The 15,278-nt window shown below is 63.1% G+C and carries 12 protein-coding genes and 1 pseudogene; 6 read left to right on the top strand and 7 right to left on the bottom strand.

Annotated elements, in window-relative coordinates; all coding sequences use genetic code 11:
- The first annotated feature begins 292 nt into the window (after positions 1-292).
- The 6 genes and pseudogenes from L9O85_RS12510 to ftsH all read left to right on the top strand — a co-directional run bounded on the left by L9O85_RS12510 (position 293) and on the right by ftsH (position 8,191).
- Positions 293-2,281 carry a DHH family phosphoesterase gene (locus tag L9O85_RS12510; RefSeq protein WP_301578789.1) on the top strand — a complete coding sequence of 663 codons (1,989 nt, stop codon included), beginning with the start codon at positions 293-295 and terminating at the stop codon, positions 2,279-2,281.
- A gap of 68 nt (positions 2,282-2,349) precedes the next feature.
- Complete coding sequence (gene rplI / locus L9O85_RS12505; RefSeq protein ID WP_050623471.1) at positions 2,350-2,796, top strand: 50S ribosomal protein L9; 447 nt, start codon at positions 2,350-2,352, stop codon at positions 2,794-2,796.
- Positions 2,797-2,933: 137 nt separating this feature from the next.
- Entirely contained in the window at positions 2,934-4,289 is a 1,356-nt protein-coding gene (gene dnaB, locus L9O85_RS12500) for a replicative DNA helicase (protein ID WP_050623472.1), read from the top strand.
- A 2-nt stretch (positions 4,290-4,291) separates the two neighbouring features.
- Positions 4,292-5,656, top strand: a pseudogene (tilS, locus tag L9O85_RS12495) (tRNA lysidine(34) synthetase TilS); the annotation flags it as partial.
- A gap of 39 nt (positions 5,657-5,695) precedes the next feature.
- Positions 5,696-6,238 carry a hypoxanthine phosphoribosyltransferase gene (gene hpt / locus L9O85_RS12490; protein WP_050625406.1) on the top strand — a complete coding sequence of 181 codons (543 nt, stop codon included), beginning with the start codon at positions 5,696-5,698 and terminating at the stop codon, positions 6,236-6,238.
- A gap of 57 nt (positions 6,239-6,295) precedes the next feature.
- Positions 6,296-8,191, top strand: a complete 1,896-nt coding sequence (gene ftsH / locus L9O85_RS12485; RefSeq protein ID WP_256182037.1) for an ATP-dependent zinc metalloprotease FtsH — start codon at positions 6,296-6,298, stop codon at positions 8,189-8,191.
- Positions 8,192-8,438: 247 nt separating this feature from the next.
- Here ftsH and L9O85_RS12480 read toward each other — a convergent pair whose 3' ends face one another.
- The 7 genes from L9O85_RS12480 to L9O85_RS12450 all read right to left on the bottom strand — a co-directional run bounded on the left by L9O85_RS12480 (position 8,439) and on the right by L9O85_RS12450 (position 15,177).
- Positions 8,439-8,657, bottom strand: a complete 219-nt coding sequence (locus L9O85_RS12480) for a hypothetical protein (protein WP_242850285.1) — start codon at positions 8,655-8,657, stop codon at positions 8,439-8,441.
- 318 nt (positions 8,658-8,975) lie between these two features.
- Positions 8,976-9,761, bottom strand: coding sequence for an amino acid ABC transporter ATP-binding protein (locus L9O85_RS12475; RefSeq protein WP_108980568.1), 786 nt, complete (start codon positions 9,759-9,761; stop codon positions 8,976-8,978).
- Between the two features lie 12 nt (positions 9,762-9,773).
- Positions 9,774-10,556 (bottom strand): amino acid ABC transporter permease, encoded by a 783-nt coding sequence (locus L9O85_RS12470; protein WP_050623474.1) that lies wholly within the window; start codon positions 10,554-10,556, stop codon positions 9,774-9,776.
- Positions 10,557-10,655: 99 nt separating this feature from the next.
- Positions 10,656-11,546, bottom strand: a complete 891-nt coding sequence (locus L9O85_RS12465) for a transporter substrate-binding domain-containing protein (protein ID WP_301578784.1) — start codon at positions 11,544-11,546, stop codon at positions 10,656-10,658.
- Between the two features lie 193 nt (positions 11,547-11,739).
- On the bottom strand, positions 11,740-11,934 hold the full coding sequence (locus L9O85_RS12460; RefSeq protein WP_108980570.1) for an alpha/beta-type small acid-soluble spore protein: 195 nt from the start codon (positions 11,932-11,934) through the stop codon (positions 11,740-11,742).
- 199 nt (positions 11,935-12,133) lie between these two features.
- Positions 12,134-14,260, bottom strand: coding sequence for a polyphosphate kinase 1 (ppk1, locus tag L9O85_RS12455; RefSeq protein WP_301578783.1), 2,127 nt, complete (start codon positions 14,258-14,260; stop codon positions 12,134-12,136).
- Entirely contained in the window at positions 14,260-15,177 is a 918-nt protein-coding gene (locus L9O85_RS12450) for a phosphatase (RefSeq protein WP_301578782.1), read from the bottom strand. The genes ppk1 and L9O85_RS12450 overlap by 1 nt, the downstream gene beginning before the upstream one ends.
- Between the last annotated feature and the right edge of the window lie 101 nt (positions 15,178-15,278).

Raw genomic sequence — 15,278 nt, 5'->3', positions numbered from 1 at the left:
CAGCCTTTTTTTCCAGACGCAACGGGTAATCGTGGGAAAAGTGGGGCCGGCCCAACTTTTTAGGGAAAGAATTCCGCCATTTCCCCAGAGAATGGCCCCGCCTGGACGGTTTGCTATTGTTTTTCCCCTGGGGGTTTGATATAATATCACCAATCACCGCGCTGATACGGCGGCACGGCGCGGGAATGGGGCGTGAAGAAGGTCCTGCTGACGGGCGGACCTTTTTGTTGTGATAGGAGGTCCCGCCCCCGGGAGGGGGAGGAACGGCCGCCCCAAAGAGGAGGAACGGATCTTGAACCGAAAAATGACGCAGATGCTTCAGCCAAGCTTTCAGCTCTATTTCGTCTGTCTGATCCTGTTTGCCGCGGCATCCGCCTTTTTCAGCATGTATCTGGCGGCGGCGGAGGCCGTGGTGGTGGTCCTGCTGGGGCTGTATTACCGGGAGAACAGCCGCCGGCGGCGGCGGGAGATAGCCAAGTACATCGAGAACGTCACCGGGAACATGGATGTGGCCACCAAGGACACCATGGTAAACTCCCCCCTGCCCATGGTGATCTTCCGGCCGGAGAGCGACGACATCATCTGGACCAATGACCGTTTTCTCCATCTGGCAGGGGAGAAGGAGCACCTGTTCGACGCCAAGCTGAGCAGCGTGATCCCGGATTTTGATACCCGCTGGCTCATGGAGGGGAAAAACGAGTGTCCCACCGAGGTCACCTTCGGTCCCCGCCGCTTTCTGGTGTACGGACACCTGGTCCGGGCCTCGGGCCGGGAGGGGGGCTTCCTGGCCACCACCTACTGGGTGGACGTGACCGAGTTCTGCCAGGTGCGGGACCAGTTCCGGGGGAGCCGCCCGGTGATGGCGGTGCTGCTGCTGGACAACTATGAGGACCTGATGAAGAACCAGACGGAGAACCAGCGATCCACCATCTACGCCGAGGTCAACGCCCGGCTGGATGCCTGGGTGGCGGGCACCGGGGGCATGCTCCGCAGAATGGAGCGGGACCGTTACCTGCTCCTGTTCGAGGAGCAGTACCTGTCCCGGTTCGTGGACCAGAAGTTCGACATCCTGGACACCATCCACCAGGTGGTCAATTCCAGCGGCCTGGCGGCGACCCTGTCCATCGGCATCGGCAAGGACGGCGGCAGCTTCCAGGAGCTGATGCAGTACGCCAACCTGTCCATTGAGATGGCCCTCTCCCGGGGGGGAGACCAGGCGGTCATCCGCAACAAGTTCACCTTTGAGTTTTATGGAGGCCACTCCACCGAGACGGAGAAGCGCACAAAGGTGAAGAGCCGGGTGATGGCAAACGCCCTGTCCGCCCTGGTGTCCGACTCCTCCAAACTGTTCATCATGGGCCACAAGATGCCCGACATGGACGCCACCGGCGCCGCGGTGGGCGTGTGCGCCATCGCCCGGAAAAAAGGAGTCCCCGCCTACATCATCCGGGAGGGGGGGACCAATCCCTCCAAGCCCATCCTGGATAAGCTGGACCAGCTGCCCGAGTACCGGGGGAATTTCCTCAGTGCCCAGGAGGCCCTGGTGGCGGCGGACAGCCGCTCCCTGGTGGTGGTGGTGGACACCAACCGCCCGGAGCAGGTCCAAGCCCAGGAGCTGCTGGAGTCCTGCAACCGGGTGGCGGTCATCGACCACCACCGGCGGGCGGCCACCTATATCGAGGGAGCGGCGCTGAACTACCACGAGCCCTACGCCTCCTCCGCCTGTGAGCTGGTCACCGAGCTGCTCCAGTACATCGCAGAGCCCACCGACCTGCTCCGCACAGAGGCGGAAGCCCTGCTGGCGGGCATCGTGCTGGATACCAAGAACTTCACCATGCGCACCGGCGGCCGCACCTTTGAGGCGGCAGCTTTCCTGCGCCGCTCCGGCGCCGACACCGGGGAGGTGAAGCGGCTGTTCCAGAACGACCTGTCCGGCACCATCGCCAAATACGATATCATCCAGAATGCGAAGCTGTACCGGGACCACATCGCCATTGCCGTGGTGGACCACACGGTGGGCCGGGTGACAGCGGCCCAGGCGGCGGACGAGCTGCTGAACATCGTGGGGATCAGCACCTCCTTTGTGCTCTTTCCCGACGGGGAGCAGATCATCATCTCAGGCCGCTCCATGGGAGACACCAACGTCCAGGTCATCCTGGAGCAGCTGGGGGGCGGAGGCAACGCCGCCGCCGCCGGCGGACAGGTGGCGGGCAAGACGCTGGAACAGGTGGCCGTGGAGCTGACACAGGCCATCGACCGCTATCTGGAGGAGGACTCCTGAGGGAGCCGCTCATTCCCAAATAAGATATTTCCTAAAATTATTACTGATAGTATTTGGAGGAACACAACATGAAAGTGATTTTACAGCAGGATGTCAAGGGCCAGGGCAAGAAGGGCCAGATGGTGGAGGTCTCCGACGGATACGCCCGCAACTTCCTTCTGCCCCGGAAGCTGGCCGTCTCTGCCACGGCGGACAATATCAACACCATGAAGCAGCAGGAGAAGGCACGCAAGGCCCAGGAGGCCGCCGAGAAGGCGCAGGCCGAGGCCACCGCCAAGCAGTTGGAGGGACTGATGGTGAAGATCACCGCCAAGGCCGGCGAGGGCGGGCGCCTCTTCGGCGCTGTGACGGCCAAGGAGATCTCCGAGGCCCTGGCCGAGCAGCACCAGGTGGAAATCGCCAAGACCAAGCTGGTTCTGGACGAACCCATCAAGGCCTGCGGCGGCTATCAGATCCGCGCCAAGCTGGGCTATGAGGTGGTCGGCACGGTAAACGTCATGGTGGCGGAGGCCTGAGAAGGAAGGTGAGGGGTGAGGAGAGGGGCGCTGTGCAGAGCGTTGATGCGCGGCCCTCCCACCGCCCGGCGGTTCCGGGCACCAAAATCCCGAACTCTCGATTTTGAATTCCTGATTTGGAAGGCAGGTGGTCTCATATGGCGCTGGAAGAGGAAGAGCTGCTCCTTAAGCAGCTCCCCCATTCTGTGGAGGCGGAGCAGGCCGTGCTGGGCTCCATGCTCATCGACCCCCGCTGTGTCCCGGATGTGATCGAGCAGCTCCGGCCGGAGGACTTCTATATCCGGCAGAACCGGGAGATCTACGAGACCATTTACTCCATGTTCAACTTCTCCCTCACCATCGACCCGGTGACGGTGCTGGAGAACATGCGGAAAAACGGGGTCTACGACGAGAATGTCTCCCGCAACTACATCCTCCAGCTGATGGACACCACGCCCACTGCGGCCAACGTGGGGGAGTACGTGGCCATCATCAAGGACAAGACCCTGCTGCGGCGCATCGCCGAGACGGCGGGGGACATGACCGCTATGGTCCAGCAGGGCACAGACAGCGGCCAGGACGTGCTGGAGGCGGCGGAGCAGCGGATCTACGCCATCCGGCAGGGGCGGGCCGCCCGGGGACTGACACCCATCTCCGCCGTGCTGCTGGATGTGTATGACCGGCTCAATGAGCTGGCCGCCAGCGACGCGGCGGTGCCCGGCCTGTCCACCGGACTGGGGGACCTGGATCTGGCCATCTCCGGCCTGAACAAGTCCGACCTGATCCTGCTGGCCGCCCGGCCCGGCATGGGAAAGACCTCCATGGCGCTGAACATCCTGCTCCACGCGGGCAAGTTCTCCGGGAAGAGCGTGGCCTTTTTCTCCCTGGAGATGAGCCGGGAGCAGCTGGTGCTGCGCCTGATCTCCAACGAATCCTTTGTGGACAACAAAAAGCTGGTGACCGGAAAGCTCAATGAGAGCGACTGGGAGAAAGTGGCCGCCGCCGCCGACGCCCTGAACCGCACTAAGATCCTCATCGACGACGACTCTACGGTGTCGGTGGCCGATATCAACGCCAAATGCCGCCGGGTGGAGGACCTGGGGCTGGTGGTCATCGACTACCTCCAGCTGATGACCTCCGCCGGCGGAAAGGAGCGCAGCGGCGACAACCGGCAGCAGATCGTCTCCGACATCTCCCGGGCCCTGAAGATCATGGCCAAGGAACTGAACGTGCCGGTGCTGTGCCTGTCTCAGCTCTCCCGTGCCAACGAGAGCCGGACCAATAAGCGGCCCATGCTCTCAGATCTGCGGGAATCGGGGGCCATCGAGCAGGACGCCGATATCGTCATGTTCCTCTACCGGGAGGACTACTACGAGAAAGAATCAGAAAACCACAACCTGGCCGAGTGCATTATCGCCAAAAACCGGCACGGGGAGACCCGGACGGTGGAGCTCCAGTGGCTGCCTGAGTACACCACCTTCTCCTCCATCGACCGGACCCATGAGGAGTATTGACCATGGCCCATTCCAGCCCGTTCCATGGGCTGAACACCCTCATCGAGACCTACGGAATGATCCCGCCGGGGAGCACGGTGCTGTGCGCCTGCTCTGGGGGGGCGGACTCGGTGTATCTCCTGCACCGGCTGTACCTGCTCCGGGAGCGGATGGGGTTCCGTCTGGCTGCCGCCCACTACAACCATCAGCTGCGGGGGGAGGAATCCCGGCGGGACGAAGCATTCGTCCGCCGCTTCGTCGCCCAGTGGTGCGGCCCCGCCCAGGTGGACGGACATGAGCTGCCCGGTGTCCCCCTCTATGTGGGCCGGGGCGACGTGGCTGCCCAGGCCGGAGAGCTGGGACGAGGCCTGGAGGAGACCGCCCGGGAGATGCGTTACGCCTTCCTCCGGGAGACCGCGGCAGAGCTGGGCGGAGCCCTGATCGCCACCGCCCACACCGCGGATGACAATGGAGAGACCATCCTGCTCCACCTGCTCCGGGGCAGCGGCCTGCGGGGGCTGACCGGCATCCGCCCGGTGGGGGAGGGGCTGATCCGCCCCATGCTCACCACCACACGGGCCCAGGTGGAGGAATATCTGCGCCTCTACGGACTGCCCCATGTGGAGGACAGCTCCAACAGGGACGAGTCCTTTTCCCGCAACCGCCTGCGCTGGCAGGTGGTGCCGGAGCTGGAGGACATGTGCCCCGGCTTCGCCAGACGGACGGCGGAGACCGCAGCCCTGCTGCGGACAGACGAGGACTACCTCACCGGCCTGGCGGAAAAGGCGGTGGCGGACCTCCTCCCCCGCGCGGGGACCCTCCGCCTGCCCGCGGCAGCGGTGGGGGATCTGCCTGACGCCTTGGCGCCCCGGGCGGCCCGGCTGCTGCTGGCCCGCCTGCGGGACGGAGATACCGATCTGGCCGCCCCCCATCTGGGGGGGGTGGTGGCCCTGTGCCGGGGGAGGGACCCCTCTGCCCGGCTGGATCTGCCGGAGGGCATCACCGCCCGACGGGAGTATGAGATGCTGGTGCTCACCCGGGAGACTGCGCCCCCGGCACTGGAGGAGGCATCCCTCCCCATGCCCGGGCAGCTGCGGACGGGGGAGTGGACCCTGACCTGCGCGGCAGCGGTGTACCAAGGGGAGCCCCAGTCGGGCCGGGAATTCTGGCTGGCTGGGGCAGAGGGGCTCACCGTCCGTCCCCGGAGGACCGGGGACCGGCTGGAGCGTCCGGGCCGTCCGGGCCGAACCGTGAAAAAAATCATGATCGACCAGAAGCTGCCCAGGCACCTGCGGGATACCGTCCCTGTGCTGGACAGCGGCGGCAGGGTGGCTGCGGTGGCGGAGCTGGGGCCGGACGCGGCCTTTCTGCCCCGCCTGGGGGAGCCCTGCTGGCATATTACGGCGAAAAGAAAAGGAGAATATTTCATGTTGGAAAAGGATATCCAGGAAATACTGTTTTCAGAGGAACAGCTGGCCCAGCGGGTGAAGGAGATCGCCGGTGAGATCAACCGGGACTACGTCGGACAGGAGATCATGCTGGTCAGCGTGCTCCGAGGTTCCTTTGTGTTCATGGCGGACCTGTGCCGGCGCATCGATCTGCCCTGTACGGTGGACTTCATGGCGGTGTCCTCCTATGGCGGCGGGACCTCCTCCAGCGGCCAGGTGCAGATCACCAAGGACCTGTCCAGCGACATCACGGGGAAGAACATCATCGTGGTGGAGGATATCCTGGACAGCGGAAACACCCTGAGCTATCTGCTGAAGGTGCTGGAGCAGCGCAGCCCGGCCTCCATCCGGCTGTGTACCCTGCTGGACAAGCCGGAGCGCCGGGTCAAGCCAGTGGAGGTCCACTACTCCGGCTTCACCATTCCAGACGCCTTTGTGGTGGGCTATGGGCTGGATTACGCAGAGCATTACCGGAACCTGCCCTACATCGGCATCCTGAAGCCGGAGGTCTACGGCGGCTGAGCCGGAGAGACTTGGAGGGCGGCGGCCTCCTGAAATTTGTGATCCGCCGGAAAGGACGTGGTTTTCCTGAAACGGTTCAGCGCGCGGGACCTGATCTTCTATCTGCTGGCCATCCTGGTGATGGTGTTCACCTTCAATGCGGTGCAGCAGATGAACGAGCCGGATGACCCCACTTATAATGAGATCCGCCTGCTCTTTGAGCAGGAGAAGGTGAAGTACTTCTCCGTGGAGGACAATGTGCTCACTCTGACTCTGCGGGGGGAGGGGGAGGACACCTCCACCCTGAAGTACCACCTGGCCGACTTCAATGTGTTCTATAACGACCTGCACGAGCTTATCGACAGCCAGCGCCAGGCTGGGATCATCCAGGACTATGACTACCCCGCCGGCTGGGCGGAGCCTTGGTGGTTCGTCTATGTGCCCTACCTGGTGATCCTGCTGGGCTTCGGCATCCTGATGTACACCATGTATCTGCGGCAGAACACTGGGGGCGGCGGAGGAGGGGGGCCGTCCCGCTTCGGCCATGCCCGCACCCGCACCCTGGCAGACCAGGGGAAGAAGGTCACCTTTAACGATGTGGCCGGTGCGGATGAGGAGAAGGAGGAGCTGGAAGAGATCGTGGAGTTCCTCCGGGACCCCCAGAAGTTCACCGCCCTGGGCGCCCGCATCCCCAAGGGCGTGCTGCTGGTGGGGCCTCCGGGCACGGGCAAGACCCTCATCGCCAAGGCGGTGGCCGGCGAGGCGGGGGTCCACTTCCTGTCCATCTCGGGCTCTGACTTCGTGGAGCTGTATGTGGGTGTGGGTGCCAGCCGGGTGCGGGACCTGTTCGACCAGGCCAAGAAGGACGCCCCCGCCATCGTGTTCATCGACGAGATCGACGCGGTGGGCCGGCAGCGGGGCGCCGGCCTGGGCGGCGGCCACGACGAGCGGGAACAGACCCTGAACCAGCTGCTGGTGGAGATGGACGGCTTTGGCTCCAATGAGGGGGTCATCGTCATGGCGGCCACCAACCGGCCGGACATCCTGGACCCCGCCCTGCTGCGGCCTGGCCGGTTCGACCGCCAGATCTATGTGGGACTGCCCGACATCAAGGGCCGGGAGGAGATCCTGAAGGTCCACGCCCGGAAGAAGCCCCTGGCGGAGGACGTATCCCTCTCCGATGTGGCGAAGGCCACCTCCGGCTTCACCGGTGCGGATCTGGAGAACCTGCTCAATGAGGCGGCTCTGCTCTCTGCCCGGGAGGACCGGCGTTTCATTACCCGCCAGGACCTCCACGAGGCCATGATGAAAGTAATTGCCGGCCCGGAGAAGCGCAGCCGGGTGGTGACGCCCCATGCCAGGCGGCTTACCGCCTACCACGAGGCGGGCCACGCCGTGGTGATCCACGAGCTGGACAGCCAGGACCCCGTGCACCAGATTACCATCGTGCCCCGGGGACAGGCGGGAGGCATGACCATCTCTCTGCCCAGGGAGGACCGGGCCTATCTGTCCAAGCGGGAGCTGGAGGAGCGCATTGCTGTCTGCCTGGGCGGCCGGGTGGCGGAGCAGCTGGTGCTCAACGACATCTCCACCGGTGCCTCCAGCGACATCCAGAAGGCGTCTCAGACTGCCCGGGCTATGGTCACCAAGTACGGCATGAGCGAGCGGCTGGGGACCATCGCCTACGGCAACGAGAACGATGAAGTGTTCATCGGCCGCACCATGGCCCAGGCCCGGACCTACTCCGAGGAGGTGGCAGGCCAGATCGACGAGGAGGTCAAGGCGATCGTGGACCGGGCCTATGCCCGGTGTGAAGAGATCCTGACCCGGCGGCGGCAGGAGCTGGAGCTCACCGCACGCTATCTGCTGGTCCATGAGACCATGAGCGGCGAGATCTTTCAAAAAGTGTTCACTGACCCGGCGGCCCCTGAGCTGGCGCTTCCGGAGGAGGACCAGCCGGCCCAGGAGGGCTGAGCGCGGCGGCAGCCGGGAGGTGGAAGGACCTCCCGGCTGTTTCATATGGATAGGGAGAGGGGGACGGAGGATGAGAAAAAGAAGAGCTGGAGGGACGGCGGCGCTGGTCCTGCTGCCGCTGCTGGCCGGATGCGGCGCCTCAGGGCCGGAAGCGGCGGGCTCCGGGCTGGAGGAGGTGTCCTCCCGATAGGGGCCAGACGCACAGGGGGCGCGCCTGCTGGGCACGCCCCCTGTGCGTTATGTCATGTTACAGCTGACGCAGCTCCTGAATGGTCTCCTGGATGGTCCTCTGGGGCAGCCAGACGGCGGCCATCTCCGCCAGCTGAGCCAGGGTCAGGGACCGGGAGGCCCCCACCAGCGGGTGGTTCATGAATTTCCCAAACCGGCGCTGGAATACAGACCGGGAGGCCCGGTTATCCAGCAGCTCCCCCACCGTAATGGTGTTGTTTCTCAGATCCAAGGTCATTTCACCTCCGCTCCATTCTATGCAGGGGAGGGGAAAAGAATGTGGAGTCAGGACGGTGAGACTGTTGAAAAAGTAGCTCTGCCGCTTTTTCGAGCAGGAGCTTAGAAAAGTTTACCCACAATTCCTTGCAGAATTGTGGGTAAAGATTTCATGAAAAGCATCATTTCTAAGGCACATGCCCTGAGAAATGACGCAATCAAACCTTGCTCGGCTGCCTGCGGGCGCTGGAACTCCGAGCAGGAGGTTTTTTCCACAAGCTAAGTGGGAGCTTCCTTATACAAGAAGCTCCCACTGGTGAGGTTTAAAATTGTGGTGTGCTCAACTCTCCGCATACCGGGAGAGGAACTGCCGGGTGCGCTCCTGAGAGGGGTGCTCGATGACCTGATGGGCTGGGCCCTGCTCCACAATGACGCCGCCGTCCATGAAGATGACCTGATCGGCCACATCCCGGGCGAAGGCCATCTCGTGGGTGACGATGATCATGGTGGTCTTCTGCTCCGCCAGGGAGCGGATGACCTTGAGCACCTCACCGGTGAGCTCCGGGTCCAGGGCGGAGGTGGGCTCATCAAAGCAAAGAATGTCCGGGTGGAGGGCCAGGGCCCGGGCGATGGCCACCCGCTGCTGCTGGCCGCCGGAGAGCTGACTGGGGTAGTGGTCCGCGCGGTCACTCAGACCCATCTTGGCCAGCAGCTCCCGGCCCTCGGCCTGGATCTCCTCCAGGATCTGCTTCCGGTTGGCTTTGAAGTCAGGCCGTTCCTGGCTGAGGAGCTCCTTGGCCAGGGTGACGTTCCGCAGGGCGGTGTACTGGGGGAACAGGTTGAAGGACTGGAACACCAGGCCGAAATGGAGCCGCTTTTTCCGCACCTCGCTCTCCCGCTGGGTGGCGGGATCGTCGGCGTCGAACAGAGTGTCCCCCTGGACGACGATCTGCCCCTGGTCGGGGGTCTCCAGAAAGTTCAGGCACCGCAGCAGGGTGGTCTTGCCGCTGCCGGAGGAGCCGATGATGGCCAGAGCCTGGCCCTGCTCCAGGTCAAAGCTGATGTCCTCCAGCACCCGGGTCGCGCCAAAGTGCTTTTCAATATGATGTACTTCTAAGATCGGCATGTTCGCTCCCCCTTATACCCGGAAGTAGTCCAGCTTCTTTTCCAGCCGGCCCAGCACCATGGTCACGATGGCGCTGAAGGCCAGGTAGTAGACCGCCGTGAACATCAGCGGCCACCACAGGCCGGAGATCCCCTGATTGCCCTTCATGAAGGACTCAGCCGCCCAGATGACCTCCTGCAGCGCAATGGCACGGGCCAGGGAGGTGTCCTTGACCAGGGTGATGATCTCGTTGGACATGGGGGGCACGATGCGCTTGACCATCTGGAGCAGGGTGACCTTGAAAAAAATCTGCCGCTTGGTCATGCCCAGCACCAGGCCGGCCTCGTTCTGCCCCGCCGGCACCCCCTGGATGCCGCCCCGGTAGATCTCGGAAAAATAGAAGGCGTAGTTGATGATGAAGGCCACGCATACCGCCGCCATCCGTCCCACCTCGCCCCGGGGCCATGGGCTGCCATCCTCCAGTATCAGACCGGGCACATAAAACAGGGCGATGATCTGCAGGATCAGGGGCGTGCCCCGGACAATCCAGACCAGCAGACGGGTGACCAGGCTGATGGGGCGGAAGGAAATGAGCGCCCGGGCCACCCGGCCGGGCTCCTGCCCCCGGCGGAGCAGGACCCACCGGGTGGGCCGGGACAGGGGCGTCCAGCGGTTCATGGAGCCGAAGGCGATGACCAGCCCCAGAGGGAGCGCCCCGATCAGGGTCACGAAAAACAGCTCCAGGGTCACAAGAAACCCCTGGTTCAAGGCTATCAGTACCGTCTGGGTCACTGGTGATTGAAAAAAGTCGAGCATAGGGGTCGTCCTCTCTGTCTGTGATAGTGGGGCGCAACCGCTCAAAAGCAGAGAGCGGACCCGCTCTCTGCTTTCAAGGGATTCAGCTGCGGAGATCGTTTACTCCAGGATGACGGCATCCTGCAGGCCATAGGTGGCAGCAATCTGCTCCACGGTGCCGTCAGCCACGGCCTGCTTCCAGAACTCGTTGAAAGCATCCACCAGGTCAGAGCCCTTGCGGAAGCCCACGCCGTAGAACTCAGATGCCTCTGCTCTTATGTCGTTAAGGTTAAGGTCGTACACCAGATCGCCGTAGCTGGTGCCCTCGCCGGTCATCTCGGCGGCCATGAGCACGTCGATAACAGCGGCATCGGAGGTGCCGGAGGCGACCTCCATCAGGGTGTTGGCCTGGGACTGCACGGGCACGGTGGTGGCCCCCAGCTCCTTGGCGGCGTCCTCACCGGCGGAGCCGGACTCTACGGCGATGCTCAGCCCCTCCAGAGAGGTCAGCCCCTCAAAGTCCGCCGCCCTGTCGGCGGGGTAGACCAGGGTCTGATAGTTGGTGCAGTAGGGCTCGGAGACGCCCATGGCGGCGGTGACCTCGTCATTGATGGTCATGCCGTTCCATACACAGTCAATGGTCTTGGAGTCCAGCTCCTGGACCTTGTAGTCCCAGGTGATCTCCTGGAACTCCACGTTCACGCCCAGGCTCTCGGCAAAGGCCTTGGCCATGTCGGCATCAAAGCCGATCCACTCGTCACTCCCCGCTTCCTTATAGTCCATCGGGGCGAAATTGGTGATACCCACATACAGGGTGCCCTGGTCCTGGACATAGGCCAGGTCGCTTTCCGCGTCCGCGGGAGTGCTGGATGCCCCCTGGCTGGAGCTGGCGGCGGGGGTGCTGGCAGCGGGAGACTGGCTGCTCTCCCCCTGAGAAGTGGTCCCGCCAGAGCAGGCGGCCAGAGACAGGCACATAGTGATTGCCATTACAAGAGACAACATCTTTTTCATACCGAGAGATCCTCCAAAATGCAGATTGGTCAAAAACAGAGCATTTGACACTTTCACATTTTAGCACGCTAATGTAATGTTGTAAAGAGGTTTTTAATTTTTTTTGATCTTTCGGGGAAAAAGCAAGCGTCCCCCCGCAGCCCATAGGGGACAGCGGGGGGACGCCTTCCGCATCCGATCAGAGAGGCGGCAATTACTTCATGCCGTTCTCGTAGGCTTCGATCATCTTCTTGACCATCTGGCCGCCCACGGAACCGGCCTGCTTGCTGGTCAGGTCGCCGTTGTAGCCCTGCTTCAGGTTGACACCCACCTCGTTGGCCGCTTCCATCTTGAACTTATTCAGAGCCTCGCGGGCATTGGGGACCAGAGACTGCTTGTTGGTAGACATAATTCGTTTCTCCTTTACCTGTTCATTTTGATCTTCTTTGTTTCGTTGGATGGAACATCCGAGCATAGCATTGCCCTGGAGAAGCGGACTATGCAGGAAAAGGCTTTCCTGTTTTTGTTGATTTTCCATCATTTTCAGATCAGGGAAACGGCAGGAAGGAAACCGGCGCAGAGAACGGGGGCCGGGCGGACGGCGGGGCTCATCCGCGGCGGCGGAGACGGCGCAGCAGGCCGCCCAAGGGGCCGGAGGGCAGGGCACGGGCGGCAAATTCCACCTCCCGGCAGCTCCGAACGGCCTCGTCCATGAAGAAGTCCTGAGAGGAGAGGCCGGGGGCGCCCGGGGCGGGCACTTTTTTTTGATAGCTCCCTTCACTGTCCAGGGCCCGGGCCTTCACGGTGTCCCGCAGCAGGATGTCCAGAATGTGATTCAAGCGGGCCTTGGTGTGGGTGGCATAGACGGGACAGATGACCTCCACCCGGCGCTGGGTGTTGCGGGTCATCATGTCCGCCGAACCCAGGAAGAGGCGCTGGTTCTCTCCAGAGCCAAAGCTATAGATGCGGGAGTGCTCCAAAAAGCGCCCCACCACGCTGGTGACGGAGATGTGCTCCGTGTGGCCGGGGACGCCGGGCCGCAGGCAGCAGATGCCGCGGATGATGAGATCGACCCGAACCCCTGCACGAGAGGCCTCGGCCAGCTTTTCCATGACATCGTAGTCGGTGAGGGAGTTCATCTTCATGATGATGCGGCCGTGGCTGCCCCGGGCGGTCTCTTCCCCGATGAGCAGGAGGATGATCTGCTTCAGGTTGGAGGGGGAGACCAGGAGGTTGTGGTAGCTGCCCTCCAGATTGCCCACAGCCATGTTTTTGAAAAATTCCGCTGCATCCCGGCCGATGCCCTGATCCGCGGTGATGAGGGAGAGGTCTGTGTACTGCTCTGAGGTCTTCTCGTTGTAGTTGCCGGTGCCGATCTGGGTGACGTACTGGATGCCGGATTTGCCTTTCAGGGTGATGAGACACACCTTAGAGTGGATCTTATAGTCGCTGAACCCGTAGATCACCCGGCAGCCCGCGTCCTCCAGGCGCTCGGACCAGTCGATGTTGTTCTGCTCATCAAAGCGGGCCCGCAGCTCAATGACGGCAGTGACCTCCTTACCGTTTTCCGCCGCCGCACACAGATACTCCACGAGCCGGGCCTTCTGGGCCAGGCGGTAGATGGTGATCTGGATGGAGAGGACCGACGGGTCGGAGGCGGCCTCCCGGATCAGGCGGAGGAAGGGCTCCATGCTTTCAAAAGGGTAGCTGAGAAGCAGGTCCCGGCGCTGGACCAGGTGGAGATAGGTCTCCCGCTTGGGCTTGGGGGGCGTCTGGGGGGAGAAGGGCGGGTAGAGCAGCGCACTGTGGAGGGGTTCCGGCAGCTTTTTCAGCATGGGGTGGACAAACCCCATGCGCATGGGAGCCTGGGAGAGGAAGATCTGGGCGGGGGCGACGTGGCAGCGCTTGCAGAGAAAGGCGGACAGGGCCTCGCTGAGGGGAGCGGCGCACTCCAGCCGGACCACGGCCATCCGTTTGCGCTTGTGAAGCAGCTTCTGCATCTGGCAGCGGAAGTCATCGTCCACATCAAAGCCCTCGTCCTGGGGGGCGATATCGGCGTTGCGGGTGACGCAGACACAGTTTTTCTCCGCCACGCCGTAGGGGTCAAAGACCCGCTTCAGGTTATCCAGAAGCAGCTGTTCGGTGCGCACATAGCGCAGTCCCTCCCCGGGGAGATAGACTACCTCGGGGGCGGAGGGAGGCACAGGGACGATGCCGAAGAGGCTGCGGTCCTTCCCATGGAGGCGGGCCACCACATAGACGCTCTTGTTCTGGAGGTGAGGGAAGGGGTGGTTGATGTCCACGATTTGAGGGGAGAGGATGGGGAGCAGCTGGGTCTTGAAGTAGGTCTTGAGAAAGTCCTTGTCCTTCCCGGCGAGCTGGCCAGGGGAGACTTCGCAGACCCCATAGGCCTGGAGCTGGGTCTGGAGCTGGGCGTAGACCTGGTCCCGCTGCTCCATCAGAAGGACTGCCCGGCGGTAGATGGCCTCCAGCTGCTGGGAGGGGAGCAGGCCGGTGCGGCTGTCCACCTGGTCGTCCCCCATGACAGCCATGTCATAGAGGCTGCCCACCCGGATCATAAAGAATTCGTCCAGGTTGCTGGTGAAGATGGAGACAAATTTCAGCCGCTCGGCCAGGGGATTGGAGGGATCGCGGGCCTCCTCCAGCACCCGCTCATTGAACGTGAGCCAGGAGAGCTCGCGGTTCTGCATGTAAGGTTGGGGTTCCCGGGCCATCAGACAGTCACGCTCCTTCGTTTCAATACCTCGGTGAGCAGGAAGCCCTCCCGGACGCCGTAGCTGCTGACCTCAATGGCGTCGCCCCGGCACCGATGGGCCAGGGTGGAGAGGATGACCAGCCCAGGGAGCAGGGTGTGGACCCGCTCGGGGACGATCTTCAGCAGGATCTGGAGGTCCGCCTTAGCGGGAGCGGAGAAGCGCTCCAGGAGGCCGTCCACCATGTTCAGGGTGATGGTGCGGTTGCCGGCGGGCAGCTTGTAGAGGTAGTTGCACAGCTTCCCGGCCCCGCGGATGGTGCCGCCCACCCCACAGATCACCGGACAGGGAAAGTCGGGCAGGGGGGCGCTGTCCAGCGCTTTTTTCACCTGCTTGCGGATCTTGGCCTGTTCTTTGGGGGAGGGGAGCAGGGTCTCCACACAGCGGTTATACAGGTTCAGGGAGCCCAGGGGGATGGAGGCGGCGTGGCGTATCCTGCCCTGAGAGAAGCAGACCCACTCGGTGGAGCCGCCGCCGATGTCCAGCACCATGCCCTGCTCCCGCTCCTCCATGCCGGAGGTGGCTCCCACATAGTCCAGGATGGCCTCCTCCCGGCCGGAGAGGAGGCGGATCATCAGTCCGGTGCGCTCCTGGAGCTGGAAGACCGCCTCCTCACTGTTGGTAATGTTGCGCAGAGAGGCGGTGGCGAAGACCGCCCGGTTCTCAATGTGGAGGGCATCCAGGATGGACCGGAAGCGGAGCAGGGCGTCTGCGGCCCGGTCGAGGCCCTCCCGGCTCATGGAGCCGTCCTCCCGAACATAGCCGGCCAGGCCGGCCGTCTCCTTGCTTTGAAAAATGCTGTGGATAGCTCCGTCCTCCTCCACCTGATAGACATTCAGGCGGATGGTATTGGAGCCGATGTCGATAATAGCGTACATGCAAGCTCTCCTCTGTGGCTGCGGTCCGCTCGGAAGCGGGACCGGATCATCTGAGTCGTATGATATCAAATGCAGGGGGCTGGGTCCAGAAATAGGATGCA

Origin of the sequence: Lawsonibacter asaccharolyticus, from assembly GCF_022453915.1 — a bacterium.
Classification (GTDB): Bacteria; Bacillota; Clostridia; order Oscillospirales; family Oscillospiraceae; genus Lawsonibacter; species Lawsonibacter asaccharolyticus.
The sequence above is the reverse complement of the archived record's forward strand: the minus strand, read 5'-3'. Positions and strand labels throughout refer to the sequence as shown.

Bases quoted from the DNA above. Each gene is read 5' to 3' on its own strand.
- rplI (WP_050623471.1), top strand. From the start codon at position 2,350: ATGAAAGTGATTTTACAGCAGGATGTCAAGGGCCAGGGCAAGAAGGGC.
- dnaB (WP_050623472.1), top strand. From the start codon at position 2,934: ATGGCGCTGGAAGAGGAAGAGCTGCTCCTTAAGCAGCTCCCCCATTCT.
- hpt (WP_050625406.1), top strand. From the start codon at position 5,696: ATGTTGGAAAAGGATATCCAGGAAATACTGTTTTCAGAGGAACAGCTG.
- L9O85_RS12480 (WP_242850285.1), bottom strand. From the start codon at position 8,657: ATGACCTTGGATCTGAGAAACAACACCATTACGGTGGGGGAGCTGCTG.
- L9O85_RS12475 (WP_108980568.1), bottom strand. From the start codon at position 9,761: ATGCCGATCTTAGAAGTACATCATATTGAAAAGCACTTTGGCGCGACC.
- L9O85_RS12470 (WP_050623474.1), bottom strand. From the start codon at position 10,556: ATGCTCGACTTTTTTCAATCACCAGTGACCCAGACGGTACTGATAGCC.
- L9O85_RS12465 (WP_301578784.1), bottom strand. From the start codon at position 11,546: ATGAAAAAGATGTTGTCTCTTGTAATGGCAATCACTATGTGCCTGTCT.
- L9O85_RS12460 (WP_108980570.1), bottom strand. From the start codon at position 11,934: ATGTCTACCAACAAGCAGTCTCTGGTCCCCAATGCCCGCGAGGCTCTG.
- ppk1 (WP_301578783.1), bottom strand. From the start codon at position 14,260: ATGGCCCGGGAACCCCAACCTTACATGCAGAACCGCGAGCTCTCCTGG.
- L9O85_RS12450 (WP_301578782.1), bottom strand. From the start codon at position 15,177: ATGTACGCTATTATCGACATCGGCTCCAATACCATCCGCCTGAATGTC.